General features: G+C 45.8%; 28 protein-coding genes and 1 pseudogene. 10 read left to right on the top strand and 19 right to left on the bottom strand.

Going from position 1 to position 24,629, the window contains the following annotated elements; translation table 11 throughout:
• The first annotated feature begins 144 nt into the window (after positions 1-144).
• Positions 145-366, top strand: a complete 222-nt coding sequence (locus tag L5M71_RS13810; protein ID WP_006083484.1) for a cell division protein ZapB — start codon at positions 145-147, stop codon at positions 364-366.
• On the opposite strand, the gene L5M71_RS13805 is transcribed toward L5M71_RS13810, so the two are convergent.
• The 7 genes from L5M71_RS13805 to L5M71_RS13775 all read right to left on the bottom strand — a co-directional run bounded on the left by L5M71_RS13805 (position 363) and on the right by L5M71_RS13775 (position 5,959).
• On the bottom strand, positions 363-575 hold the full coding sequence (locus L5M71_RS13805; RefSeq protein WP_006083486.1) for a DUF1107 domain-containing protein: 213 nt from the start codon (positions 573-575) through the stop codon (positions 363-365). The genes L5M71_RS13810 and L5M71_RS13805 overlap by 4 nt on opposite strands.
• Positions 576-1,080: 505 nt before the next feature.
• The gene (locus L5M71_RS13800) at positions 1,081-1,689 is read right to left on the bottom strand and encodes a thiol:disulfide interchange protein DsbA/DsbL (RefSeq protein ID WP_263207527.1); all 609 of its coding nucleotides are present in this window, start codon (positions 1,687-1,689) and stop codon (positions 1,081-1,083) included.
• A 129-nt stretch (positions 1,690-1,818) separates the two neighbouring features.
• A complete protein-coding gene (locus L5M71_RS13795) occupies positions 1,819-2,841 on the bottom strand; it encodes a serine/threonine protein kinase (RefSeq protein ID WP_113941609.1) in 1,023 nt (340 codons plus the stop codon).
• 2 nt (positions 2,842-2,843) lie between these two features.
• Positions 2,844-3,176, bottom strand: a complete 333-nt coding sequence (locus L5M71_RS13790; protein WP_173913160.1) for a DUF3630 family protein — start codon at positions 3,174-3,176, stop codon at positions 2,844-2,846.
• Between the two features lie 13 nt (positions 3,177-3,189).
• Positions 3,190-4,644 carry a protein adenylyltransferase SelO gene (locus L5M71_RS13785; RefSeq protein WP_263207524.1) on the bottom strand — a complete coding sequence of 485 codons (1,455 nt, stop codon included), beginning with the start codon at positions 4,642-4,644 and terminating at the stop codon, positions 3,190-3,192.
• A gap of 9 nt (positions 4,645-4,653) precedes the next feature.
• Positions 4,654-4,965: a hypothetical protein gene (locus tag L5M71_RS13780; RefSeq protein WP_113941607.1), complete on the bottom strand. Its 312-nt coding sequence runs from the start codon at positions 4,963-4,965 to the stop codon at positions 4,654-4,656.
• 157 nt (positions 4,966-5,122) lie between these two features.
• A complete protein-coding gene (locus L5M71_RS13775) occupies positions 5,123-5,959 on the bottom strand; it encodes a hypothetical protein (RefSeq protein WP_263207522.1) in 837 nt (278 codons plus the stop codon).
• 273 nt (positions 5,960-6,232) lie between these two features.
• On the opposite strand from L5M71_RS13775, the gene L5M71_RS13770 reads away from it, so the two are divergent.
• From L5M71_RS13770 to L5M71_RS13755, 4 genes are all read left to right on the top strand, one after another.
• On the top strand, positions 6,233-6,592 hold the full coding sequence (locus L5M71_RS13770; RefSeq protein WP_006083495.1) for a DsrE/DsrF/TusD sulfur relay family protein: 360 nt from the start codon (positions 6,233-6,235) through the stop codon (positions 6,590-6,592).
• Between the two features lie 147 nt (positions 6,593-6,739).
• The gene (locus L5M71_RS13765; RefSeq protein WP_071940633.1) at positions 6,740-7,138 is read left to right on the top strand and encodes a nitrous oxide-stimulated promoter family protein; all 399 of its coding nucleotides are present in this window, start codon (positions 6,740-6,742) and stop codon (positions 7,136-7,138) included.
• Between the two features lie 57 nt (positions 7,139-7,195).
• Positions 7,196-8,110: a hypothetical protein gene (locus tag L5M71_RS13760; protein ID WP_263207520.1), complete on the top strand. Its 915-nt coding sequence runs from the start codon at positions 7,196-7,198 to the stop codon at positions 8,108-8,110.
• A gap of 152 nt (positions 8,111-8,262) precedes the next feature.
• The gene (locus L5M71_RS13755) at positions 8,263-8,847 is read left to right on the top strand and encodes a YSC84-related protein (protein ID WP_219251787.1); all 585 of its coding nucleotides are present in this window, start codon (positions 8,263-8,265) and stop codon (positions 8,845-8,847) included.
• A 147-nt stretch (positions 8,848-8,994) separates the two neighbouring features.
• Here the strand turns inward: L5M71_RS13755 and L5M71_RS13750 are convergent, their stop codons facing one another.
• The 6 genes from L5M71_RS13750 to L5M71_RS13725 all read right to left on the bottom strand — a co-directional run bounded on the left by L5M71_RS13750 (position 8,995) and on the right by L5M71_RS13725 (position 15,720).
• On the bottom strand, positions 8,995-9,849 hold the full coding sequence (locus tag L5M71_RS13750; RefSeq protein WP_263207517.1) for a universal stress protein: 855 nt from the start codon (positions 9,847-9,849) through the stop codon (positions 8,995-8,997).
• Between the two features lie 32 nt (positions 9,850-9,881).
• Complete coding sequence (locus L5M71_RS13745; protein WP_263207515.1) at positions 9,882-11,372, bottom strand: SulP family inorganic anion transporter; 1,491 nt, start codon at positions 11,370-11,372, stop codon at positions 9,882-9,884.
• A gap of 455 nt (positions 11,373-11,827) precedes the next feature.
• On the bottom strand, positions 11,828-13,078 hold the full coding sequence (arsJ, locus tag L5M71_RS13740; protein ID WP_263207513.1) for an organoarsenical effux MFS transporter ArsJ: 1,251 nt from the start codon (positions 13,076-13,078) through the stop codon (positions 11,828-11,830).
• 5 nt (positions 13,079-13,083) lie between these two features.
• Positions 13,084-14,094 (bottom strand): ArsJ-associated glyceraldehyde-3-phosphate dehydrogenase, encoded by a 1,011-nt coding sequence (locus L5M71_RS13735; protein ID WP_263207510.1) that lies wholly within the window; start codon positions 14,092-14,094, stop codon positions 13,084-13,086.
• A gap of 189 nt (positions 14,095-14,283) precedes the next feature.
• Entirely contained in the window at positions 14,284-15,282 is a 999-nt protein-coding gene (locus tag L5M71_RS13730) for a permease (protein WP_263168392.1), read from the bottom strand.
• 90 nt (positions 15,283-15,372) lie between these two features.
• Positions 15,373-15,720 (bottom strand): metalloregulator ArsR/SmtB family transcription factor, encoded by a 348-nt coding sequence (locus tag L5M71_RS13725; RefSeq protein WP_105250495.1) that lies wholly within the window; start codon positions 15,718-15,720, stop codon positions 15,373-15,375.
• A gap of 357 nt (positions 15,721-16,077) precedes the next feature.
• On the opposite strand from L5M71_RS13725, the gene L5M71_RS13720 reads away from it, so the two are divergent.
• The 4 genes and pseudogenes from L5M71_RS13720 to L5M71_RS13705 all read left to right on the top strand — a co-directional run.
• Complete coding sequence (locus L5M71_RS13720) at positions 16,078-17,361, top strand: arsenic transporter (protein WP_263168391.1); 1,284 nt, start codon at positions 16,078-16,080, stop codon at positions 17,359-17,361.
• 87 nt (positions 17,362-17,448) lie between these two features.
• On the top strand, positions 17,449-17,883 hold the full coding sequence (gene arsC, locus L5M71_RS13715) for a glutaredoxin-dependent arsenate reductase (protein WP_198573266.1): 435 nt from the start codon (positions 17,449-17,451) through the stop codon (positions 17,881-17,883).
• Positions 17,880-18,602 (top strand): arsenical resistance protein ArsH, encoded by a 723-nt coding sequence (arsH, locus tag L5M71_RS13710; protein WP_311981122.1) that lies wholly within the window; start codon positions 17,880-17,882, stop codon positions 18,600-18,602. Before arsC ends, arsH begins: the two co-directional genes overlap by 4 nt.
• A gap of 33 nt (positions 18,603-18,635) precedes the next feature.
• A pseudogene (locus L5M71_RS13705) lies at positions 18,636-18,824 on the top strand (hypothetical protein); the annotation flags it as partial.
• 127 nt (positions 18,825-18,951) lie between these two features.
• Here the strand turns inward: L5M71_RS13705 and L5M71_RS13700 are convergent.
• The 6 genes from L5M71_RS13700 to L5M71_RS13675 all read right to left on the bottom strand — a co-directional run bounded on the left by L5M71_RS13700 (position 18,952) and on the right by L5M71_RS13675 (position 24,010).
• Positions 18,952-19,557 carry a hypothetical protein gene (locus L5M71_RS13700; protein ID WP_198573238.1) on the bottom strand — a complete coding sequence of 202 codons (606 nt, stop codon included), beginning with the start codon at positions 19,555-19,557 and terminating at the stop codon, positions 18,952-18,954.
• A 96-nt stretch (positions 19,558-19,653) separates the two neighbouring features.
• On the bottom strand, positions 19,654-20,691 hold the full coding sequence (locus L5M71_RS13695; RefSeq protein WP_212600605.1) for an acyltransferase family protein: 1,038 nt from the start codon (positions 20,689-20,691) through the stop codon (positions 19,654-19,656).
• A gap of 2 nt (positions 20,692-20,693) precedes the next feature.
• A complete protein-coding gene (locus tag L5M71_RS13690; RefSeq protein ID WP_219254197.1) occupies positions 20,694-22,091 on the bottom strand; it encodes a hypothetical protein in 1,398 nt (465 codons plus the stop codon).
• A 193-nt stretch (positions 22,092-22,284) separates the two neighbouring features.
• Positions 22,285-22,635: a YkvA family protein gene (locus L5M71_RS13685; RefSeq protein ID WP_113941434.1), complete on the bottom strand. Its 351-nt coding sequence runs from the start codon at positions 22,633-22,635 to the stop codon at positions 22,285-22,287.
• A gap of 49 nt (positions 22,636-22,684) precedes the next feature.
• The gene (locus tag L5M71_RS13680) at positions 22,685-23,443 is read right to left on the bottom strand and encodes a helix-turn-helix transcriptional regulator (RefSeq protein WP_113941435.1); all 759 of its coding nucleotides are present in this window, start codon (positions 23,441-23,443) and stop codon (positions 22,685-22,687) included.
• A gap of 24 nt (positions 23,444-23,467) precedes the next feature.
• Entirely contained in the window at positions 23,468-24,010 is a 543-nt protein-coding gene (locus L5M71_RS13675) for a YbhB/YbcL family Raf kinase inhibitor-like protein (RefSeq protein WP_263207508.1), read from the bottom strand.
• Positions 24,011-24,480: 470 nt separating this feature from the next.
• Here L5M71_RS13675 and speFL point away from each other — a divergent pair, with 470 nt between their 5' ends.
• Complete coding sequence (gene speFL / locus L5M71_RS23145; protein ID WP_100199882.1) at positions 24,481-24,597, top strand: leader peptide SpeFL; 117 nt, start codon at positions 24,481-24,483, stop codon at positions 24,595-24,597.
• Positions 24,598-24,629 lie beyond the last annotated feature (32 nt).

Raw genomic sequence — 24,629 nt, 5'->3', positions numbered from 1 at the left:
AACGAGTTAATAACAAATGCAAAAAAACTTAATTTAGAACCCAGTAATAGGGTGTTTTTTAACCAAACGGCAAGAATCGCTATTCCTTAAGTTCTAGGCACTGCTAGAATCACAGTCCCATCCAGAAACCATAGGACTCTCCAGATGAGCCTTGAATTACTGTCCAAACTGGAAACCAAAATCCAGGCTGCACTCGAAACTATCGAGCTTCTAAAAATGGAGCTTGAAGAAGAGAAGCAAAAAGCGTCTACGCTGAGTGAGCACAATCAACAATTGAATGCGCAAAACCAGCAACTACAAGAAGAACTCACTTCTTGGAACGAAAAAGTGACTGGCCTTGTTGGCTTGTTAAACAGCGAAATCTAAACTGCATTAGTTTGATGATGCTGCGCTTCGATCAGTTCGTTCAATTCTAAAATAGCCTGCTTCACTTTTGGCAGGCTTTTTCTTGGCAGTAAAAACCGTCCCTTCTCAAATTCCAATCGTCCTAAATCTTTAACCCAAATAACACCAGTGAGAAAAATACGCGCGTGCTTAACGATAAGCTTAGGTGCGTAGACAGGAAAAACTCTCATATGACCACCTACAAGCATTCTTGTTGTTATTGATTACAGTTGTTTGACAGAAGCTTTGCCACTTGAGTTTCATCGTTAGAGTGGTATTTTTCATCTTTTATCGCCAAAAATACTTAATCGTTTGATTTAGTTAAACTATGAATATGTCACCCTGTGAGTAAAAAAGAAGAACGCCATAATAATGTCACTTGCCAATTTTTTGACACTCTGCTAAATTATTAGCGTTACTCAGGGTAAAAATGAGTCCTCTGGCTCAAGTCCGTACTTTCTTTTACAAGAAGTACGGTTTTTTTTGCCCATTTTTTGCCTCGTCTTTATTCAATAAGTTCAAACGACTAGCCTACAGAGGCCTAACTCAGTACGTTAAACTCCCTATCAAAGCGCTATTTGCCTTGTTGTCGCCAACCGCCCCAATAAAAAAGAGCCCTTAGGCTCTCTTTAACATGCAATCGATACCGCATTATCATCCGCTCATATGACAGCAGTGCGGGTAACGCCTATCGAATTATTTTCTTGCTAGGTAGAAAGCAATTTCTAACAGCTCGTCGTAGGATTTGATTGCCCCTGTTTCAACACGGTACTTACCGTTAACAACCAGAGCAGGTACACCCGTCAGCTTAGCGTTTTCAGTATCACGCTTCATCTTTGCCATTTGCGCCTTTACCATGAAAGACTCTGCAGCCGCATCGAAGGTTTTACCATCGACACCGTTAGCAATAAACACGGCACGAACATCATCGCGATTAGTAAAATGCTGTTTCTTCTCATGAATAGCAGAGAATAACGCTGCATCCATTTTCTCATCGACGTTTAACTGATGTGCGACTGCAAATGCGCGTGACATTTCAACCCCCATCTCTTTACCGATAAAATCAACGTGTGCTTGGTTAAACGCAACGCCTTCTGGCTTATCGGCGAGAATTTTTGGCACTACGGTTTTAGAGAAAGTAAAACAATGCGGACAATAGAAAGAGAAAAACTCAGTAATCTCAGGCTTCGCAGTTGCTGGGCCATCGTTAATCACTGTGTAATGCACACCTTCTTGGTATTCCACAGCCGATACTGCCAGTGGCGCCAGTAATAAAGCCGCGGCCATGAGTAATACTTTTTTCATGAAAATTCCTTAAATCATTTTGATAAATTGGCTGGAGACTAACATATTCCATTTTTTGAGTGTAACTCAAGCTTAAGAGTTCAATCTAATGTCACAAGATACGTCTGTGAAATCATATTTTGCTCAATGCTAATACGGCACTAGACTCAGTGGTGGTTCGCTAAGGGCAAATAATTGCTCTTTGAACGCCAAAATCTGCTGTTCCCAATACTTTTCATCCCCAAACCAAGGGAAGTTCATCGGGAAGGCAGGATCGTCCCAGCGACGGCCAATCCACGCGTTGTAATGCACCATACGCAGCGCTCGCAACGGTTCAATCAAGGCTAACTGTCTTGTATCAAACTCACAAAATTCTTCATAGGCTTCGAGTAAGATCTCAAGCTGCATCAGTTGCTGCGCTCTATCCCCGGTGAGCATCATCCATAAATCTTGAATCGCCGGTCCCATGCGAGCATCGTCTAAATCGACGAATCCGGGACCGTCTGGCGTCCACAAAATATTGCCTGGGTGTAAATCGCCGTGTAAGCGAATGGCCGCAAAATCTTGGCGATCCCAAATCGCATTCGCCTTAGCCAGCACCTGCTCTACTACGGTAAAGAACGGCAAGCGCAAGCTGTTAGGCACCAGGTTAGATTGCTTTAACCACGCGAGTGGCTCGGCGCCTAAAATCTGCGGATTCAGCGGTTCACGTTCAGCAAATACCGTTTGCGCCGCGTACTGATGTATACGACCGATGAACCGACCCACTAATTCCAGCTGCTCTAAATTATCGACTTCGAAGGCGCGACCACCCAAGGAAGGAAACAGGGTAAATCGATAACCTTGGTACTTGTGTAACGTATGGCCTTCGATAATTACAGGTACGGCAATCGGGATATCTTCTGCCGCGAGTGCGAGCGCATAATCATGTTCCTCTTGGATCTGCGCATCGCTCCAACGGTCAGGGCGATAGAACTTCACCACATAACGCAGTCCTTCATCGCTACGGAACTGATAAACGCGGTTCTCGTAACTGTTCAGCGCGAGTAAGCCCGTTTCCGGGTACACACCCAGACTTTCGATCGCATCTAAGATCAAATCCGGCGTTAGGGCTTGAAAATGGAACTCTGCGCCGCTAGAACTCGTGGCCGGTGGCGTCATATTCTGACTCATATTCAGTTCACTCTTAGGTGAGGTTGCAGCAAAGTGGCTAAGTATTCCAGCACCTCAAAATCGGCTTCTCGTTCGGTCGAGAGCCAGCAAATGTTGCCGTAAAACTCATAATTGAGCCATAACTGGCTGCCTTCAAATTCTAATAACCATTGGTGCCTATCGGCGCCCCACTGACGCTCGCGCACAGTGCAATCTAGCGCCGCGGCTAAAGGTTCGGCAAAGTCGGCGAAACGATCAAAATCGATATCCGCACTGACCGCTAAACTTAAGGCACTTTTATCTAAGCTAATGGTATCTAAGCTCATGGCTTTTAAATGCGTACTTGGTAATTTCATGCTTGTTATCCCATCAACTACTACATGACATGATCAAACCTTGGCCCCAGTCCGGTGGACGCTTGGCTAAGTCTTCATGCTCTGCGTGTTCGGCAAAGGGCTGAGTTAAGATTTTTTGCAGCAAATGCAGCGGCGCAAAATTACCCTCTTCCACTGCGATTATCGCCTCTTGGCCTAAATAGTTACGCAAAATATATTTGGGATTCACACTATTGCGCTCAGTTTGCCACGCAGGGATATCAGCCACCGCGCCCAATCGCTGTTGATAGGCTTGATACCAAGCATCAAACTGACTGACATCGATAAAGTCATCCCGCAGCGCACTGTGTTTGCTGGTTGGATCTAACTTGCCTAATTGACGCCAAGTCTGAGTGTAATCGAGTTGATTCTTCTCCATCAGCACAGTAAATCGACCTATGAGTTCAAGATCCTGTTTGTCCTGCTCCACCGACGAAACATCAACTGCTGATAGACCTAGTTTTGCCCGCATCAAGCGCAAATAAGGCTGCACTAGCGCCTCTTGGTATTGATTAAGAATGGCAATTAAGTCATCGGATGGGATCACTGGTGTGAGCGCCTGCGCTAAACGTTGCAAGTTCCACAAACCGACTCCCGGCTGCTGACCAAAGGCATAGCGACCTTCGGGATCAGAATGATTACAGATAAAGTCTTCTTGGAATGTATCGAGGAACGCAAAGGGACCGAAGTCAAAACTGTCACCCAGAATCGACATATTGTCTGTGTTCATCACGCCATGGGCAAAACCGACCGCCTGCCAGTGGGCAATCATCTTAGCAGTATCTTGCACTACCTGTAAAAACCACGCTTTATAACCTGCGGCATCACAACTCAAATGGGGATAATGCTGAGTAATAGTGAAGTTGAGTAATTGAGTCAGCTTATCGGCACGACCGCGCTCACTGTGGCAGAAAAACTCGAAATGACCGAAACGAATATGGCTACGGGCTAAACGTACGGTAATGGCTGCAGTTTCTTGGCTCTCACGCCATACGGGCAAGTCAGAGCCAATCACAGCCAAGGCGCGGGTCGTCGGCACCTGCAGATGATGCAGCGCCTCAGAGACTAAAAACTCGCGCACCGCGGAGCGCATCACAGCACGGCCATCACCACGGCGCGAATAAGGCGTCGGACCACCGCCTTTAAGGGCGACATCCCATGCGCCATTTGGACCAATCGCTTCACCTAAAATGATCGAACGTCCATCCCCTAAGCGCGGCGTGTAACCGCCAAATTGGTGGCCGCTATACACTTGGGCATAGTAGGTCGCGCCATCGACGGCAGCATTGCCAGATAAGCCCAATAACAGCTCATCGGTGGGTTGGCTTAAGCCTATCAATTGGGCGGCGTCATTACTCCATGCCAGCCATTCAGGCTTAGTTATCCCTTGTGGATATACTTGCGAGTAAAACTCAGGCAGCTGAGTAAAAAAATCCTGTTTAAACTTCATCTTGTCCACCTATTGGCTCATGGTCTTGCAAACCAGCACCGATTTATCGTCGAACTCGCATAGGTGCCCACATTGGTAAGATCCAAGGCCAAAACCACTCACGCCAGAACGACTTAGACGTTGCATACCATGAGCCTTGCTCTGGCATTGCTCTAAAGTATCGTAGTAACCATTAATATCTTCGGCCTGCAAAGGTGTCACCGGAATGGCACTCACATCGGGATAATAAAATAGGGTCCATTCTGGGGTTTTAGTACAGCCACTGAGTAGCAATAATCCAAGCCCGAATAAGACATTCGGTAAGGCATAGCTTAGTTTCATTTTTCCCCTACTTAAGCCCATAAAATAGGCCCATAAAAAAAGCGAACCTTAGTTCGCCTTTTGCGCATTCAGTTAGCAGGGATTCTACACTGCTTAGACGAGGGAAATAACCGCTTTTCGACTAAGGGTTTACCCGCTAAGCGCTCCCTACAACATATCAAGCCGTGGTTGCTTTAGTCTGTGCTTTCTCAATCCGGTTGATTCGGCCCTCAAAGCCAGTGACAGTGCCATCGCTCAGCCCAAGCTCAAGTGCTTTGCGACAGATGACAATGGCGGCATCGAAGGCTTGGGTATCATTTAGCAAGGTGGCTAAATGCAGGAAACCGGAAGATTTAAGTTCAGTATCTTTGCCTTGCTCGGCGCTAGCCGCTTGGAACAGTGCAATATACTCTTCCGCTAATTGAGCACCATAGTTGAGGTAATCCGCCGATTTACGCTGTTTGTAGCATTCAGCAATCATATTTTGCAGCGCGGTATAGCGAGCACTGGCTGACGCCGCCCCTTGATACTCCTCAAAGGCCCGAACTAAGGTCACATTCGCCCAAGCCCCTGGCGCACCAACCTCAGAACGTGTGTTCGATGCTGGCTCTGCTTCAGTCTTAACATCATCTTGTTCATCTACAGGCGTGGCCCCTAAAATGATCACCGCCTCTTCATTATGGGCTGCAGGTATATCAACTTCGATGATATCTGTGTCTAGCGCCACCGAAATGCTCGCAGGCTCATTAGTCTCACGGGGCATTAATTCGGCTTCAACTTCGATAACGGGCTCGACTTCAGCCACGCCAGTATCCTCAACCCTTTTAACTGGCTCAGGTTCTACACGCTCGGGCTCAGCAGCGGAGAAAATAGGTGCCTCTTCGGTGGGAACTACAGGTTTTACCGTGGTCGACTTGGGTTTCATCGCCTCTTGTTCTTCTTTCGCCAATCGCTGCGCGCGAAGGAATAAAAACACCCCGACAGCAATCAGTATAAATACGACTAAGATCTTCATTCTTGTTCACCTTTGATGGCCGCTTCTCATCAGAAGCCGTGTCAATGGGTTTGCCAACGTCCATCAAGACAGTGTCCATGGCAACCGAGTCTAGCTAAAAATTGAGCAGAGATTAACCGCTATTAAAGTCCATTGTGTCGGTGCAAATCAAGTATTTATGCCTTTTTATACGATCTTGCGCTCAAATAGTTATAGCCAATTGCGCTAGACTGGCACAATCGAGTTCCCTAATCCCCCCATCCACCTGCTTATAACAAACATAAGGAAAACCTGATGCAAAGTATTCTTATCGTGGCCCATGCCAGCCCTTACGGGACAGAAAAGCTATTTAATAGCTTACGCATCGCATTAGCCCTGAAGGATCAGGACGAGCAAGCGGTCGATCTTAAACTTTTTCTCATGTCAGATGCCGTGTTTGGCGCACTCAAAAATCAAACCACACCGGACTTAAGCTACAACCTGCAGCAGATGTTTGAAATTCTCTCGGCACAGCAAGTTCCGATTCTACTTTGCAAGACCTGCGCTCAAGCGCGAGGCGTCACTGCGGAAATGATTATCGAAGGTGCGCATATAGGCACACTGCAAGATTTAACTCGCTGGACACTGGCTGCCGACAAAGTGATGCATATCTAAGGTTTATTTTTAGGCGTGACATTAGGGATAGTTGGATTATTTAAAGCCCCATTTTGTGCGCACCTTCATAAATTGGTGCTTTCGTTTTGTCAGCGCCAATTTCACTGCCTATGATGGGATATCCGAGTGACAAGCTAAGGTATTCCAATGGGCACAGCCACACTGCTTACGGGCAAACTCCTGTACGAACACCAAACCATTGCCGCAATGGTGACGATTTATTGCAAGGCGAAACACCAAGGCCAAGACGCGACGAGCCTATGTGCAGATTGCATTGAGTTATTGGATTATGCCGCAACACGCCTAGATCGCTGCCCCTACGGACAAAACAAACCCACCTGTAATAAATGCCCAGTGCATTGCTACAAACCCGCGCAGAAACAAATCGTCAAAGAGATCATGATCTTTTCTGGTCCACGGATGTTATTACCGCATCCCGTTCGTGCAATCAAACACTTACTCGCGGAACGCATTCCTGTTCCCAGCGTTGTGCCCGAGGCGGCTTCAAATCGTCATCAGCGCATAGCAAGCCAACAGAAAAACTAACGGCGATACTTTTACCGAGCCGATTTCCCTGATATAACAGGGCTCGAGGTATCGCATATGAACGAGTTTCATAGTTTTTTCACTCAAGCTTACTGGTGGTTGTCATTATTTGGAGGCGTACATTGCCTCGCATTAGCTATTTATATTCGCTATTTTTATCACCCAGACGCTAACCAAAAACTCCTCGCCGCTTTCTTAAGTCTTATTGCTCTATACTTCCTCACGGGTATGTTGAACCGCGATAACAGTCCAATTCCCATTCATATCCTATTCAATCTGATTAACCCCATCTATTTTTTGCTCATGCCTTTGCTCTATCTATATTGCAAACGCAGTTTAGCACCAACCAATAAACCGCTAGGGTTTTCAAAGCATTACTGGCCATCTGCATTCACATTAGTTTTCGCCATTTTAGATATTGCCCTAAGATTAACTGCGCATCCCATTAACGAGTGGCAACCCATAGCTCTGATGCTTAAAGAAATGAGTATCAGCCAATGGGGCGCTCTACTCCCAGCGCTGTTATCTGTACAAACCTGTTTTTACTTTATCGCGCTGTGGATGTTGTTTCGTCGACATAAACGCAATCAAAGAGATGTCACTCAAACCCAAGAAGCGCTCGGCACCATTCGGTTTCGTTGGTTGATAAGCTTGACCTTGGCCATGTTGTTGAATTGGTTAATCCGCGTATTTGTGGTGATTTTGCCTTTCTATCTTGGTGATAATCTATCGCTACTTTCCCTCGCATTGCCAAGGCTGACCTTACTACTGAGCATGTATATGCTGGCGGTATATGGGCTAAAGCAAATCACCCGCTCTGCCTACTTAAAAGGCCGCATGGCCGAACCAGAGTTAGAGCAACGCCCACTCGTCATTGAAAATATTCTCACCCCAGAGGAGTATGAATTTTTGCATCAAGTTCAGCAGGACGATGCAGAAAAAAACCAAGGTTCTTCGCCACCTAAGAACTAATTGGCGAAACTGCACTCCAATCATCACCACCAATATCACTCCAACCATTAAGTCGAACACTGAACCTAAGCTGACACATATGTCACTTTTGGCTGTCATTTGTGTCGATAAAGGCTAGTCTGGAACAACTAAAGACTTGAAGAGGCGTTACCATGAAATCATTTTTAACAGCCATTGCGGCATCAACATGCCTTATTGTGAGCCTATTTGCTGCCCCAACTGCACATGCAGATGAAAGCTACGATCAGGCAGTAGTCAATTTCCAAAAAGCGAAAGAAACCAGTAAATTTTTCGATACAGCCTATGGCTATGCTTTATTCCCAACTGTGGGTAAAGGCGGAATTGGGATCGGCGCAGCCTATGGCAAAGGCCGAGTCTACCAAGGCGGTGCCTATATGGGTGATTCGAGTCTGACTCAATTATCCATCGGTTTTCAATTAGGTGGACAAGCCTACAGCGAGATCATCTTCTTTAAAGATGCCAAAGCCTATGAAGCCTTCACGAGCGGCAGTTTCGAGTTTGACGCCCAAGCGTCGGCAGTTGCCATCAACATGGGAGCAAGCGCTCAAGCAGGAACCACAGGCAACTCAGCAGGCGCAGGCCAATCGGGTGGTAATCGCTCGGCGAGCGGCTCTTATATCAACGGTATGGCAGTATTTACCGCAGCAAAAGGCGGCTTAATGTTTGAAGCCGCTCTTGCGGGTCAAGCCTTTAGCTTTGAGCCTAAAGCTAACTAAGACGAGCCATTCGGCTGTGATATCAAACGGCGAGCCTAAATGCTCGCCGTTTTTTCTTAAGTGATTACCTCAAGCTTCTGACTCAGATGTTCTAACTAAAACCAAGTCATTAGAATTGAGCAAAATAAGTTGAAATGTATATTTAACCTAGCGAAGTAATAACAAGGGGATATGACTTTTACTGATCATCCTTGTGGTGTTACTCCCCACAAAAAACTCCCGAATACGCGAATGACCATAGGCACCCATCACCATAAGATCGATTTGATGCTCAAGTTGATAGATCTCAAGGGCCGTTTGCACTTCTCCCTGACAAACGGCGGTAACCACATTGAAATCCGCCGCAATCAGAGATTCAGCCACCAACGCCAGTTCAGCTGTCGCCTGCGATTGATCATCAGACACCATCACTAAATGACATTCGAGCCCTTTAAGTAGCGGACTGCTTACGACTCGATCGAGGGCTTTTCTTGCGGTCACACTGCCATCATAGGCGATCATAAATCGCTTCGGTGCAGTAAACTCGTCCATCACCACTAAAATAGGCTGCTTAAGCGTGCGAATGACATTTTCTAAATGGCTGCCAATGGCCTGCGTCTGATCTTGATGCTGCTCCCCTTGACGGCCCATCACCACCAGTCTGGCATGGGATTCTTGCTCTAACAGAGTTTCGACTAAATCGCCGTGACGCTGCAAGGTTGCAACCACGACTGCGGGTTGTGCCTCCACGATGCGCGTTTGCGCATCTTGCAACATATACTTACCCTGCTCGAGTGCGAGTTTGCCTCGACGCGCTTCAAGCTCAACCATTTCAGCAAGCAAATGCTCTCGCGTACCTAAACCTATATTCCCTGATAAATTCGTTTCAGTTGGGTATGCTGATTTATCCAATACATGCAATAGAGTTACTGGGGCATCCAGTTGCTGAGCGGCCCAGCTACTGGCATCACATACGGCGAGTGTCACTTTTGAACCGTCGATACAGGCAATCACATTTGTCATCGTTATTTTCCTTTTACTGTGTTGCTAAAGGCTTAGTGACCAGACATCATGTTTTCAACGTCTTCAGGCTTATCGTGCACCCCAAATTTATCGACTATGGTTGCACTGGCTTGGTTAAGGCCAATCAACTCCACTTCAGTTCCCTCGCGACGGAATTTAATCACTACCTTGTCTAGGGCCGATACCGCAGTAATATCCCAGAAATGCGCTTGAGATAAGTCGATAGTCACCTTATCAACCACTTCCCTAAAATCAAATGAATTACTGAACTTATCTACCGAGGCAAAAAAGACTTGCCCAATAACTTGATAATGGCGACCTGCGTCAGCAGCAGCCGTTACACTCTTAACCACCATAAAACGGCCCACTTTATTAGCAAAAAACAGGGACGCGAGTAATACCCCCACAAATACTCCCATAGCTAAGTTATGGGTAGCGACCACCACAGCAACGGTCGCCACCATCACAAGATTGGTTGATATTGGATGATGCTTAAGATTACGAATTGAATCCCAAGAGAAAGTACCGATAGACACCATGATCATCACGGCAACCAGTGCCGCCATAGGGATGAGCTTTAACCATTCGCCGAGGAATACAATCAATATGAGTAGAAATACCCCCGCTGAAAAGGTCGATAACCGTCCGCGACCACCCGATTTAACGTTGATGATCGACTGACCAATCATAGCGCAACCAGCCATACCGCCCATTAAACCCGCGCCGATATTGGCAATACCTTGGCCCTTACACTCGCGATTCTTATCGCTTTGGGTATCGGTTAAATCATCGACTATGGTGGCAGTCATCATAGATTCCAGCAAACCCACCACGGCAAGGCCGGCCGAATAAGGGAAGATGATCATCAGAGTTTCAAGGGTCAATGGCACTTCAGGCCAGAGGAAAATAGGCAAAGTATCAGGTAGTTGCCCCATGTCACCGACAGTACGAATATCTAACCCCATATAAACCGCAAAAAGTGTTAATCCGACAATACACACGAGAGGCGAAGGTACGGATTTACCGATCACAGGGATAAGTGGGAATAAATAGATAATACCAAGGCCTGCAATCGTCATCGCATACACATGCCAAGTAACATTAGTCAGCTCGGGCAACTGGGCCATAAAGATCAGAATCGCCAGTGCATTCACAAAGCCCGTCACCACAGAACGGGAGACGAAACGCATCAAGCTTCCTAGCTTTAAGTAACCCGCGGCAATTTGCAGCACACCAGTTAATAGGGTCGCCGCGAGTAAATACTCGAGGCCGTGTTCCTTCACTAAGCTCACCATCAACAACGCCATAGCACCCGTTGCGGCAGAGATCATACCAGGACGACCACCTGTAAACGCGATGACCACTGCGATACAGAATGAAGCATACAGGCCGACTTTAGGATCGACGCCTGCAATAATAGAAAAGGCAATCGCCTCAGGGACTAACGCCAGTGCAACCACAATACCGGCTAACAGATCTCCGCGTATATTGGAGAACCACTCTTTTTTCATGGTTTGTATCATGTCACTCACTCTGATTGAAATTTAATCATATCTTCCAATAGCTAATATCAACACTTGACTCAAATGTCAGCGCATAGCCAATAAGGTACTTATGCGTCAAGGTGACGAACTGCAATTGGATTATGGGGTACAGCAAAACAACTACCGAGTCGGTAGCTAATAAGGACGGATCTTAACGATCCAAGAAGAAAGGATTAAACTAATGCGGCTTAATGCTCATCACCGAAAAATAACCTCACTTATATGAGCCAACTCAAATTTGACTGCATTAAAAATAGTTGTGCTATTGGGAATAGCGACATAATGACGTGTATAAAACAGGCCGGAGTATAGAGAGTTGTTTGCTCAAAATCAAAAAACTTCAGTTAACATCAGAGTGATTAAAATACCCGCCATACTTTGGCGGGCATTGAATAAAAAAAACCGCAACAACTCAGGGATAGCTTAGGTAAGTATTAAGCACCATCTGATATCGCTTTATGCCGAGGCAGTTTGATTGAGATAAGCGCCGCTAACGCAATAAATGCCGCCGATATCCACAGACAAGCCGCCATGCCATACACTTGATACACCCAGCCAGACAACACAGTCCCGATCAAACGCCCCATAGCATTAGCCATGTAGTAAAAACCCACATCTAACGATACGCCATCTTCATCCGCATAACTGACGATAAGATAGCTGTGTAATGAAGAGTTGATCGCGAATAAGGCGCCAAACAGCATCAATCCCCAAATCAGTATATTCGCAGCATGGAAGTCATAACTTATCGCCAGCGCAATGCCTGCCGGCACTATGCTCAATATCGCCGCCCAACCTAAGGCGCTACGTCCATCGGGAACCTTGTTTTGGCTCGCCGACTTTGTCCCCGTCAAGCGAGGTGCGAAGCCTTGCACTATGCCATAACCTATCACCCAGAGTGCGAGAAAACCGCCGACATACCAATGATCCCAACCAAAGGTTGAGGCCAAATAAACGGGTAAAGCCACCACAAACCACACATCCCGCGCACCAAATAAAAACATGCGTGCGGCAGAAAGCGTGTTTACCGCCGGACTCTTAGAGAAAATTTCCGTGAACTTAGGTTTGTTTTTGGCTTTACCTAAATCGCGCTGCAAACTTAACAGACTAAAAATCCACACCAGCAATAGGACAATTGCCATACCTAACACGGCCAGCTGGAATCCAAACAGGGTCAGCAAGGCACCGCCCAAGAAGAACCCCGCGCCCTTTAGCGCATTTTTGGAGCCAGTGAGCATGGCAACCCACTTATACAGCTCACCCTGAGCATCATTGGGCACCAACAACTTGATACTGCTTTTAGCGCTCATTTTATTGAGATCTTTAGCAATACCCGACAAGGCCTGCGCCGCCATCACCCAAGCAACCGTCAGCATACCGCTAGGCACAAGCAGCATGCTAAGGGCGACAATCTGCATAAATAGGCCCACATTCATGGTCTTATTTAAGCCTAAACGCGCCCCGAGCCAGCCGCCGACTAAGTTAGTGACCACCCCAAAGATTTCATAGAAAAGGAATAGCATGGCAATTTGCAGCGGGCTATAACCTAATCCATGGAAATGGAGCACCACTAACATACGTAATGCGCCATCGGTGAGCGTGAATGCCCAATAGTTGCCTGTGACTACCAAATACTGGCGGATCTCGGGTGATATGTTAGACAAGAACCCTGTCAGCTTAGCCATAAAACTTATGCCTTATCCATCAGACCGACCATGCGAGCCAGTTCGACGGTACGATTGGCATAACCCCACTCGTTGTCATACCAAGCGTAGAGTTTGACCTGAGTGCCATTGATAATCATGGTCGATAGCGCATCGATAATGCTCGAACGCGGATCGGTTTTGTAATCGACCGAGACTAATGGACGTTCCTCATAACCTAAAATGCCTTTTAGCGGTCCATCTGCCGCAGCCTTTAACAGGCGATTGACCTCAGCCTCCGTTGTTGGGCGACTCACCTCAAACACGCAATCGGTTAATGAGGCATTCGCAAGCGGCACCCGCACGGCATGGCCGTTAAGCTTACCTTTGAGTTCAGGGAAAATATGGGTAATGGCCGTCGCCGAGCCCGTTGTCGTGGGGATTAGGCTTAAACCACAGGCCCGCGCACGGCGGAGATCTTTATGCGGTGCATCTAAAATAGTTTGAGTGTTGGTAATATCATGAATGGTTGTCATGGAACCATGTACTATGCCGAGGTTTTCGTGGATCACTTTGACGATTGGCGCCAAACAGTTAGTGGTACAGGAGGCCGCGGTTACAATAGGATGAATAGCTTTGTCATAGAGTTGATGATTCACCCCCATGACAACGTTTAACACGCCCTCTTCTTTAACGGGCGCTGTGACCACAACACGTTTAACACCTTGATCTAAATAAGCTTGTAGCACTTCTTTGGTTTTCATCTTACCCGAAGCTTCAATCACCACATCACAGCCGAACCAATCGGTTTCCCCGATGGTTTTATTGCGAGTACAGCGAATACGCTTGCCATCGATAATGATGTCATCACCATCGGCATTGGCTTCGTACTGCCAGCGACCATGCACAGAGTCGAATGTCAGCAAATGGGCTAAGGTCGCCGCATCCCCTGCGGGATCATTAATCTGCACAAACTCAACCTCTTCCCAGCTCCAAGCAGCGCGCAATGCTAAACGTCCCATACGGCCAAAGCCATTTATCCCGATTTTGATTGTCATACCTGCATCCTTCACACTCAGTTTTATATTAGGTGTTTTATATTATTTTTTTAAGATTAAAGCGTTATCTGTTCGATATAGCCGCGCTAATGCCCTTCTCGTTGGCAATGGCGGTAATAATCTCAGCGGTTTTAGTGTATTTAGCGCATCCACTACCTAATACTTTGATATTTAACATTTTTATAATTCTCACAGAATGGGACCTATAGCGTTAAAGATCCAACCGATTAAGGTGAATGAAATCAATAAAATAGCAAAAACGATGGCCAGCAAACGCCATTGCATCACCTGCTTGAGCAAAATGAACTCGGGAAAACTGGCGGCAACCGTAGACATACAAAATGCCAATGTCGTCCCTACGGGCAAGCCATTAGTGATAAGGCTCTCCATGATAGGAATAACCCCAGTCGCATTGGAATACAGAGGAATACCAATCAATACCGCCGCAGGAACCGACCACCATTGACCATCGCCTAAGTGGGCTTCGATCCAACCGTCAGGCACAAATCCATGGAGTGCGGCGCCAAGCCCAACCCCAATAATGACCCATTTCCACACTCGGCCAAAAATCTCTAGGGTCTCGCCTTTCGCAAATTCATGCCGTTCCGTTAACGTCATGGATGTTGATGTCATACCCTCGCTATTATCGTGACTTGCTTGTGCCTTTCCTTGCTCGAGTGCTTTGGCGGCAAAGGACTGCAGCCAACGCTCAGCGCGGATCGTGTCCAAAAATGCCCCCGCCAACATACCCACTGACATGCCGACCAGCACGTATATCACAGTAAACTTCCAGCCCAACAGACTCACAAGCAACAGAACGGCGACTTCATTAATTAACGGCGAAGTGATCAGAAATGCCATAGTGATCCCAACGGGGATCCCCGCGGAAGTGAAACCTAAAAAAACCGGAATACTCGAACATGAGCAGAATGGGGTAACAGCGCCAAAACCCGATCCCATAAAGTAACCGACAAAACGATTTTTACCCGCCAAGTAATCCCGAACCCGCTCGACATTGAGCGAGGCCCGCACCAAAGCGATGCCATAAATCATCAGCAACAGGAGCGCAAAAATCTTAGTGGTATCTTCAATAAAAAAATGGATGGCGTCGGCGAGCTTAGTATTGGGCTCTAAACCCATCAAATCAAAAGTTAACCAGCTTGCTAAATCTGAAAATATTTGCAGCATTGTTACGCCACCTTAATATTAAGCAAAACTTTAGACACGCAAACATATGAAAAAACGTATATTTGAGGTTAAATTTTTGCTGCTAGTCTTCTAGCAGCAAGCTTTAGCACGGTCAGGACGCCCGCCCATCTTGCACAAATTACGCATATTTTCTTCAAGGAATACAGTGTTTTGGTTGGTAACTTCACTCAACACTAACTGACTCCATTCGGGTAAGTCATTATTGATACGATAGAAAATCCATTGCCCCTGACGGCGATCAACTAATAAACCGCATTTACGTAATTGGGCCAAATGTCGCGAAATCTTAGGCTGGGTCTCTTGCAATGCCTCGGTCAATTCACAGACACAGAGCTCCCCCTCTTGCTGGATCAACATCATGCAACGCAAGCGGGTTTCATCGGCTAAACATTTAAAAAACTGGGTTGGATTAATCATTGATGCCCTTAGACTGAACTAATAGAAACATTTTGATCCTTTTGTTAACTTTCCTAAAGGTTCATTCAAACAGCAAGCTGTGAGCGGTAAGAAACAACACTCATTTTTCATGGCTATGGATCTTTTGGAAAGACCTTGTACAATATATACGAATTTTCATATATGTAAATATCCGTATATAAGATCACCTTAAGTTTCATGCATTAGTCAAAATGGTGCTTGAGTATAGTGTTCAATACTAAGATATATACGAAAATTCACATATAAAAAATCATTCAGACCCACCGACAATATCGTTAGGTGAGGGCATTATTTTATGATTACGGGTAGACAGTCTCTGCCCTTTTAGGAGCTTGTATGTGGTTAGCTGGGGCAATTTTTGTTCTCACCATAGTGTTAGTAATTTGGCAACCTAAGGGGTTAGGCATAGGTTGGAGTGCTACCTTGGGCGCCGTATTGGCCCTACTACTGGGTGTGGTGCACTTAGGGGATATTCCTGTGGTATGGAATATTGTCTGGAATGCGACCGCCACCTTTATTGCCGTGATCATCATCAGTTTATTATTGGATGAGTCGGGATTTTTCGAATGGGCCGCGCTGCATGTGGCCCGTTGGGGCAAAGGTCGTGGCCGTTTACTCTTTACTTACATAGTATTACTCGGCGCGACTGTTGCCGCATTGTTTGCCAATGATGGCGCGGCGCTGATCCTCACCCCCATAGTGATTGCTATGTTACTGGCTCTGGGCTTTAGCGCCGGAGCAACCTTAGCCTTTGTAATGGCGGCGGGTTTTATTGCCGATACCGCAAGTTTGCCGTTAATTGTCTCTAACCTAGTCAATATTGTTTCAGCGGACTTCTTCAACATAGGTTTTAACGAATACGCCTCTGTGATGGTGCCTGTCGATATTGCTGCTATTAGTGCCACCTTAGTCATGCTGCATCTGTTTTTCCGCAAAGATATTCCCGCGACCTACGACTTGCAAAAACTACGCGAACCTAAGGCCGCCATTCGCGACCTCAACACCTTTAAAACCGGTTGGGGCGTATTAGTCTTACTCTTGGTGGGCTTTTTTGGCTTAGAACCGCTCGGTGTGCCCGTGAGTTTAGTGGCTGCCGTGGGTGCCCTGATCCTGTTTGTTGTCGCGAAAAAAGGCCAAGCCATAGATACCACTAAGGTACTGCGCGGCGCGCCATGGCAGATAGTGATCTTTTCACTCGGCATGTATTTGGTTGTTTATGGTCTTCGCAACGCAGGCTTAACCGATTACCTATCGAGCGTATTAAATAGCTTGGCAGAACAAGGGCTTTGGGCTGCCACTATGGGCACGGGCTTCTTGGTCGCGTTTTTATCGTCCCTCATGAACAACATGCCAACGGTGTTAATTGGCGCCCTCTCGATAGACGGTAGCAATGCGACCGGCGTGATTAAAGAAGCCATGATTTACGCTAACGTGATTGGTAGCGATTTGGGTCCTAAAATCACCCCCATCGGCAGTTTAGCAACCCTGCTATGGCTGCATGTACTGGCGCAGAAAAATATCAATATTACCTGGGGTTATTATTTCCGCGTCGGCATAGTGATGACGCTACCTGTGCTATTTGTCACCCTAGCGGCACTGGCGCTGCGCCTCTCCTTCTAATCTTCGTCCATGGGCACTAGAGCATCTGTTTAGTGCCTATGGATAAATTTATAAGCGATTATTTATCAGAGACATGTTATGACTAATATGATTGATGACAGCATTAAGATTTACCACAATCCAGCCTGTGGCACATCGCGCAACACTTTAGCATTGATCCGTAATAGTGGAGTCGAACCCCAAATCATCCACTACTTAGAAACGCCGCCCTCCCGCGATGAATTACTTAAGTTAATTAATGAGATGAAAATCTCTGTGCGTTCATTGTTACGCAACAATGTTGAACCATTTGAACGACTAGGACTTTCTGAAGACACATTTACTGATGAAGAACTGGTTAACTTTATGCTGACTTATCCCATTTTAATTAACCGTCCTATCGTCGTTACGCCGCGAGGCACAAAACTCTGTCGCCCGTCTGAGACAGTGCTTGATATTTTGACCAAAGCACAACAAGGCCCTTTCACCAAAGAAGATGGCGAAATCATCATTAATGAACAGGGACAAAGAGTTCGCACATGAAACCACTAAACCACGATATGCCAGCACTCAAACAAGAATTAATGGTTAATAACATGGATATGGACTGTTTTAATCTAACTCCTCTAACCCATCCGCCTAGAATACTGATGCTTTATGGCTCAGTACGAGAACGCTCCTATAGCCGACTGACGACGGAAGAAGCCGCTCGACTATTAACACACATGGGCGCAGAGGTGCGTATTTTTAACCCTTCTGGACTTCCACTTCCTGATGATGCGCCTGACAGTCATCCCAAAGTCATGGAACTAAGAGAAATGGTACGTTGGTGCGAAGGTATGGTGTGGTGTTCACCAGAACGCCACGGTGCGATGACCAGTATTATGAAAGCCCAAATCGATTGGATCCCTTTGGCTGAAGGTGCTGTCCGGCCTTCACAAGGTAAGACATTAGCAATAATGCAGGTGAGTGGTGGTTCACAGTCCTTCAACACACTAAACCAAATGCGTATATTGGGACGATGGATGCGCATGTTCACCATACCCAACCAGTCTTCAATCGCAAAAGCTTGGTTAGAGTTTGACGAGGCAGGCCGAATGAAACCTTCGCCTTACTACGATCGCGTAGTTGATGTTATGGAGGAATTGATGAAATTCACTTTACTCCTGAGGGGCAATGTTGATTTCCTCACGAACCGATATAGCGAACGCAAAGAAAGCGCTTCAGAGCTATCAACCCGAGTAAATCAAAAAGAAATATAGATTAAACACTAAAAGTATTCACCCACCTTCTGGATTGATGAAGACGCCATGTACAGGATAAAGTATCTGCGAGGTGGTACGCTGAGGATGCGAAATGATAACGCTCAGGTGGGAGAGACTTACACCATGATAAAGGCTCTGAACAAGCTTATAGTGCTATTTATGCCTGAAACCCAGCATATCGTCCAATATTTAAACAGCCATAAAAGTTCTGCTCACTGAATCTGCTTAGGAAACAATGAGTTGACTGAGTTTAATGCAAGGCTGAGCCCGTGTAGTGTCGTTATCCACATAAACGGGCAACATAAGCAGGTGATGAACACAATTTTGAGCTAGCTTGATAACAACACTAGTCGTGTCCCCAAGGTTTGGGCGGTAATGCTACTGGCTGGGTAAGATCAAAATCGACTTTGAAATCGCGGTTTTCGCGCGTAAGTTGATAGCTAAACGTTGTTGGCGTAATTTCCATGTGCCACACATTCGTGATCGACTGGGTTAGCCCATTCTTAACGAAGTTATCGATAGATTCCCTATCAATTGGAAATGATTGTTTCTGTACTGTCCCATCATTCATAGTGTCGCCGCCATACATGGTCACAGCATCTTCACTTCCATCCTGATGGCGATGGTCGTGCTTCAACTTAAGTCCTTGCTGCGTTTTAGTCAGCACCCAAGTACGCGAGTGGTCATCACCCACATGGAACGGGATCTTAAGCTCAGTGTCGCTACATTCACGCACGTGCATAATTAACGACTTACCGCTAAAGGCTGAATCGGCACTGTCACCCGATACCACTTTTCCCGCAAAGGCTTGGCCACAATGGGCCGCGATTTGTGCGAAAAAAGTATTCTGCGTCTTGGTGGATAGCGACTCAACTTGAGCGGCGATGGATGGCAACGCGATAAAAGACAAACTGATGAGCCCGAGGCTCGGTAGGGTAATGTTGGGATTCATTATGTTCTCCACTTTTTTAGATGGAAAACACCCTAACACTAGGAAATAAATTCAAACTGAATTTCACCTAGTGTTAGTGATGATAAACCAAAGTGATTACCAGCCGATATAAGTACGCGATCGATTACCCAGACGCTTTTTGATAAAGCGAGCCGTCATAATACTGCCTACCATCATGAAAATGAAAATCCCAGCGGAAAAGAGCACGCTAGTCACAGCAGAATCTGGTGGGAAGCGGAAACGCATTACGGTTGCAGCCGTGTTAAATAGCATATCGAAGAGTGGATGAATAAAGAAAATTGCAAAACTCATCTCAGCGACTTCGACTAACCAAGGCAAACGACTTCGTCCCGACAACCATTCACAGAAATTCAGTACTAATACACATAAACAAAGTTTCTGAATAAACTGCCAATCGATACCGTTATACTCAAACGGTGCCTTATGATAATTACCAATATGCTGCACTATGTAAGTTTGTTCGACTAAGCTCACCACTAAAAAAATCATCGCTAGTGCGGTGAAAATAGAGCCAAAGCGCGTCACAATATGTTCATCTTGCGAATATAAAATACCAATCAAGTAGAAAGGTACAAAATACACAACTGAGTGGATGAAATTGACGTTACCTATAGGTCTATGCAATAGGATTGCTACCACACAGCTCAGTACAAATAGTGTCCAACGCATCTGCTGCGAGCAACGGATAAACCATAAAAAAATCGGCGAGAATAAAAACACCGCCATGATGAAGGGAATGTACCAGTGCGGATACAGAATATAACCGTTACGCACAGTATAAAAAATACTCAGCAAGACATTATCGAGCGGCTGATGCTCCATAAATATCCAGCGCAAACACAAACAAAATAGACCAATCAATGACACAACTAAAAAAGGATAAAGTACGTTTTGTACTTTGTTCTTCATAAACTTGCTGTAGTCGAAATCCTTATAAAAAATGCGGTGGAAAAAGTATCCCGAGATAAACACAAATAACGCCGTGCCACCACGCAATAGATTTTCCAGCAACAGCGGGAAACCTTCACCAGAGTTGTAAATACTGTGGCCAAGCACGATAAAAATAATCGCAATGCCACGCATGTAGGTAAATTCGAGCTGATTTTTTCTCATTATTAATTCATCGCACAGTAGAGGGTTCTTCCATCAACAACACTCGCAGAAACCCTAATAGTTCCATGGACTTCCGCTTCGTTGAATACCAGATACTGACCCTCACGCTGAAAGGGGAATGCTAAAGGTAACAGAGTTGCCGCCTCAATGCCCTCACAAAAATTTTGTACCGGAACATCGAGTAATGGACTGCCACTCACTGACAAGTTACTAAATTGCGCGCTCATCCCTAAATAAGCTTGAGTCATTTCCTCTTGATAGGGCACCACATAAAAGCCAGAACGTACGTCACCCACATCAATAAAACTGCTGCTATCGCTCACGCTCGGCATAACCAATAACGGCACTTTCGGATCCTGCACATTCAACAACAACTGAGACAATTTTGCTTGAGTTGCGGGGTAATACGCTAACATCTCCTGCAGCTGTTTCTTCTGTTTAGTGTCTTTCTTGTCTAGCGGGGATACTGGCTTTACGCGGTTCAGTAGTAAATCCACAGGCAACATACCCGACATGACCGACTCTTTCCATACATAAGGGTCTTGAGTGCTATCCAACAATATGCCCGCCAGAGCGCCAATATTTGCCGCCTCAGCCGTCCAACCAACCCACATCTTCTGCTGTTGATAATAGTCATACACATATTTTGTCAGTATTTGCTGATAACCAAGTAAAGTTTGATTTTGACTCAATACACGCGCACCAGCGACCAATTCCACATACTTAGCGCTGCCTTCAACGAGATCATTGATGTAACCAACTTTATCTTCATTCGGCGCAATTTGGCGCCATTGCTGCAACCAATAGGCTGCATAGCTAAGGTGTAATGACTGTTGCTCGGGTTGTGCCAGCGCCGCCATTAAGGCATCAAATAACTGTAAACGATAATAGCGAGCATCGAAGTTGAGCGGAAAGACCTCGCCCTCATAACGCTTACCGTCTTCTAATACTCGCCATTCGGATTGGGCATAAAAATGGAAGGCTTCATGCAAGCCATTGCTCGCCCAGATTAAAAAAGCTAAATCCGTTGGCTTAGTGTCGCGAGTAAATTGGATGTTCGGCACTTCGAGCTGGATCAATACGCCTGGCTGGCCATTATATTGTGGAAAGCCGAAACTCACCGATAGACCAGAGTGCAGATTGACCGACTCTAACACACTGTTATCTTGGATTATTTCGCCACCGGGCTGTCGAAGCCAGACATTACCACCATAACTAAAGAGGTGTACTTTATCTTCAAGGCGAAAACCGGGCCATAAAGCTTCGCTCTGGCGACTATTCTGTGCCATAAAATCGAGGTAAAGACGGGCGAGTTGTTCCGGAGAGGCCTCATCGGCAAACGCGGGGGTAGCGGCAGAGACACCTAAAAGCCATAGGATCACTACCATAATATTTTTCATTTATCTGCCTAAACAAACACAAGGGGTTTACAAAACAGCGCTAGCATATAGCGCAATCAAGCAATAGTGAAACATTTGCAAAAAAATATTTTTACCCCAGAAAATCTCAGTCAAAACCAAATCAACGACTCCTAATGAAATCATATTTTTAGCACAATTTTGCATCACTTAGGCGATTGCGTTCGCAATAGGCTTAAGTCTTAGGTTCGCTCGGCTTATCTCCAAACCACAGTGCGAGTTTATCCGCCGCAAGGGATTTCACTTCATCATCGATATATAAGGTCACCATAGTCAGGGCAGCGGCAAGAGCACCTAAATCATCGGTAAAGCCAACTAAAGGAGTCAGATCGGGAATCGCATCTAAAGGCAAAATAAAATACGCTAACGCACCGTAGATGACTGACTTAGCCCACTTAGGCGTATTGGGTTGTTGCGCTGCATAATAAAGCCATAGTGCCCGCTCGATGACCTCTCTACCTGCTTGACGGCTAAAGAGTTTGATCTTGTTCCAAAATCCGCTGTCAGTAAATTGCTCATCCGCCATCATATTTCTCCAATACCCTAAAGTTGTTTGGGTATACACCCATGCCACTTCACAGTGTACGACGATAAGCCGCAGGGGTCAGGCCAAATTGTTGCTTAAAACGTAAGGAAAACTTTTCCGCAGATTGATAACCACAGGCCAAAGCCACTTGTAATACTGGCTCGCTCGAATTTTGCAACATGGCTAAACCATGGCAAAGCCGCACTTCTACCAGTAACTGCCTAAAACTGGTGTCTTCTAAGGCCAATTTACGCCTAAGGCTTGCCGTGCTCATGTGTAACTTGTCGGCAATATCCTCCTGCTGCCATGACGCCGAAGGACTCACACTCATCAAGGCCAAGGCCGCTTGAGTCACGCTGCGTTGGGTGTGTCCATACAACCAGTTCACACTGCGTTTATCCGGCAAACTTAACAGTAACGCGGCCAAATAATGTAGTTGAACAGGATCGGCCAGAGACAAGGTCAAACTCTGTAATAGCGCATTCCAAGCTAAGTCCACAGCGCGTGATATGTTTTGGACTGGCATAGGGTCACGCCAATCGGTAGCACTTGATAAAATGCCTTGGGGTAAATCGTGGGGGAGTAATAACTGCACCGCCCGATAACGCCCAAGAAAAGGTCGATTAACAAAGCTAATATGCGAACCAGCAGGAATTAACAGTAACTGCCCTTGGCCTACTAAAACAGATTCATCTTGCCAGAGCAGAGACTTTTCACCATAGATAACCCGAATAATCGACGGCTGATGTACAGGGACTTGAGATAAAGATTGTGCCTGCTTCGAATCATATTCAAACATACGGATCATGACACCAGCCTAATTATCAATGGATTATCGATTATATACCGCAGTCAACTTGGCGTTGCCGAGCGCTTGTGCCCTGAGCATAAAGCCCAATAAGGCAGGGCTAGCATCCTTTGGCAATTCTAAAGCACTGGGTAATGCCCACACAGTAAATTCGTACCTGTGAACACCATGACCTTGGGGCGGGCATGCGCCACCAAAATTTGTAGTGCCAAAATCGTTCTTCAAGGCAATGGCGCCTTTGGGCAGTGCATCAACATGCGAGCCCGCACCTTGTGCGAGCGAAGTTTGCGCTAAGGGTAAGTTATATAGGGCCCAGTGCCACCAACCGCTGCCCGTTGGCACATCAGGATCATAAGCTGTCACTGCAAATGCTTTAGTTCCTGTGGGCACCTCAGTCCAAGTCAGTTGCGGCGAAATATTTTCCCCTTGGCAACCAAAGCCATTAAACACTAATTGCGATGTCAGTTTATTGCCCTCGCTCATATCTTTGCTCGTTAATGTCATAGCACTTGCCTGCCCAACGAATAACCCAAGCACTAAACTCGCCCCTAACCACCCTTTATTCATGTCTATCTCCTATTCATGTTCGACCTGACTCACTTTACGTCAATCAAAAAAATAACATCTGCCCTAAAACGACAACTTTCTGCCCCAAATGCTCAAATGTGATAAAAAAGTTATCATTTTTGCATTTTTAAAGCAGGAAGATGATTTTGTAACGAAAATATCTGCATAACAATTCAAATATGGAATGCGGTATAAATCGGAATGATGATTACAGCAGCCTTTAAATTAAGATTAGATATTTGAAATAAGATATTTTATGCAAATAATATTATTTAAATAATGCTGACAATATTTACTTTCATAATTTAGATAAAGATACTTAAGCATGATTGACTCCATTTAATATCGATAAATTAAGTTAAATTGACGTGCTAATTATTTAAAAATAAGACATAGGTCATGATTTTATTTATAACTCGCATATAAACTTCATTACGTAATAAAAACCTAACCATTTTCTCTAAGTCATAATGGAGTCGTATATGAAGAGGAAATCTAAAATTATGGCGCATATCAGGCGCACACGGCATATCATGATGCCTAGTCAACGTGACTATTTCGATCACTCCTTTATCTTCCTCCGCTAACCTTAGCGTAGGTAGTAGGCCAATTAACAGGT

The organism is Shewanella sp. SW1 (genome assembly GCF_025653545.1).
Taxonomy (GTDB): domain Bacteria; phylum Pseudomonadota; class Gammaproteobacteria; order Enterobacterales; family Shewanellaceae; genus Shewanella; species Shewanella oncorhynchi.
Note: the sequence above shows the minus strand (reverse complement) of the source record. Positions and strands in the feature narration are given on the sequence as shown.

Bases quoted from the DNA above. Each gene is read 5' to 3' on its own strand.
- L5M71_RS13675 (WP_263207508.1), bottom strand. From the start codon at position 24,010: ATGAATAAAGGGTGGTTAGGGGCGAGTTTAGTGCTTGGGTTATTCGTT.
- L5M71_RS13780 (WP_113941607.1), bottom strand. From the start codon at position 4,965: ATGAAACTAAGCTATGCCTTACCGAATGTCTTATTCGGGCTTGGATTA.
- L5M71_RS13745 (WP_263207515.1), bottom strand. From the start codon at position 11,372: ATGATACAAACCATGAAAAAAGAGTGGTTCTCCAATATACGCGGAGAT.
- L5M71_RS13725 (WP_105250495.1), bottom strand. From the start codon at position 15,720: ATGATTAATCCAACCCAGTTTTTTAAATGTTTAGCCGATGAAACCCGC.
- L5M71_RS13680 (WP_113941435.1), bottom strand. From the start codon at position 23,443: ATGATCCGTATGTTTGAATATGATTCGAAGCAGGCACAATCTTTATCT.
- L5M71_RS13750 (WP_263207517.1), bottom strand. From the start codon at position 9,849: ATGACAAATGTGATTGCCTGTATCGACGGTTCAAAAGTGACACTCGCC.
- L5M71_RS13730 (WP_263168392.1), bottom strand. From the start codon at position 15,282: ATGCTGCAAATATTTTCAGATTTAGCAAGCTGGTTAACTTTTGATTTG.
- L5M71_RS13795 (WP_113941609.1), bottom strand. From the start codon at position 2,841: ATGAGTCAGAATATGACGCCACCGGCCACGAGTTCTAGCGGCGCAGAG.
- L5M71_RS13765 (WP_071940633.1), top strand. From the start codon at position 6,740: ATGGGCACAGCCACACTGCTTACGGGCAAACTCCTGTACGAACACCAA.
- L5M71_RS13695 (WP_212600605.1), bottom strand. From the start codon at position 20,691: ATGAGAAAAAATCAGCTCGAATTTACCTACATGCGTGGCATTGCGATT.
- L5M71_RS13735 (WP_263207510.1), bottom strand. From the start codon at position 14,094: ATGACAATCAAAATCGGGATAAATGGCTTTGGCCGTATGGGACGTTTA.
- speFL (WP_100199882.1), top strand. From the start codon at position 24,481: ATGGAGTCGTATATGAAGAGGAAATCTAAAATTATGGCGCATATCAGG.
- L5M71_RS13700 (WP_198573238.1), bottom strand. From the start codon at position 19,557: ATGAATCCCAACATTACCCTACCGAGCCTCGGGCTCATCAGTTTGTCT.
- L5M71_RS13775 (WP_263207522.1), bottom strand. From the start codon at position 5,959: ATGAAGATCTTAGTCGTATTTATACTGATTGCTGTCGGGGTGTTTTTA.
- L5M71_RS13685 (WP_113941434.1), bottom strand. From the start codon at position 22,635: ATGGCGGATGAGCAATTTACTGACAGCGGATTTTGGAACAAGATCAAA.
- L5M71_RS13690 (WP_219254197.1), bottom strand. From the start codon at position 22,091: ATGAAAAATATTATGGTAGTGATCCTATGGCTTTTAGGTGTCTCTGCC.
- L5M71_RS13810 (WP_006083484.1), top strand. From the start codon at position 145: ATGAGCCTTGAATTACTGTCCAAACTGGAAACCAAAATCCAGGCTGCA.
- arsH (WP_311981122.1), top strand. From the start codon at position 17,880: ATGAAACCACTAAACCACGATATGCCAGCACTCAAACAAGAATTAATG.
- arsC (WP_198573266.1), top strand. From the start codon at position 17,449: ATGATTGATGACAGCATTAAGATTTACCACAATCCAGCCTGTGGCACA.
- L5M71_RS13790 (WP_173913160.1), bottom strand. From the start codon at position 3,176: ATGAAATTACCAAGTACGCATTTAAAAGCCATGAGCTTAGATACCATT.
- L5M71_RS13770 (WP_006083495.1), top strand. From the start codon at position 6,233: ATGCAAAGTATTCTTATCGTGGCCCATGCCAGCCCTTACGGGACAGAA.
- L5M71_RS13800 (WP_263207527.1), bottom strand. From the start codon at position 1,689: ATGAAAAAAGTATTACTCATGGCCGCGGCTTTATTACTGGCGCCACTG.
- L5M71_RS13760 (WP_263207520.1), top strand. From the start codon at position 7,196: ATGAACGAGTTTCATAGTTTTTTCACTCAAGCTTACTGGTGGTTGTCA.
- L5M71_RS13785 (WP_263207524.1), bottom strand. From the start codon at position 4,644: ATGAAGTTTAAACAGGATTTTTTTACTCAGCTGCCTGAGTTTTACTCG.
- L5M71_RS13755 (WP_219251787.1), top strand. From the start codon at position 8,263: ATGAAATCATTTTTAACAGCCATTGCGGCATCAACATGCCTTATTGTG.
- arsJ (WP_263207513.1), bottom strand. From the start codon at position 13,078: ATGGCTAAGCTGACAGGGTTCTTGTCTAACATATCACCCGAGATCCGC.
- L5M71_RS13720 (WP_263168391.1), top strand. From the start codon at position 16,078: ATGTGGTTAGCTGGGGCAATTTTTGTTCTCACCATAGTGTTAGTAATT.
- L5M71_RS13805 (WP_006083486.1), bottom strand. From the start codon at position 575: ATGAGAGTTTTTCCTGTCTACGCACCTAAGCTTATCGTTAAGCACGCG.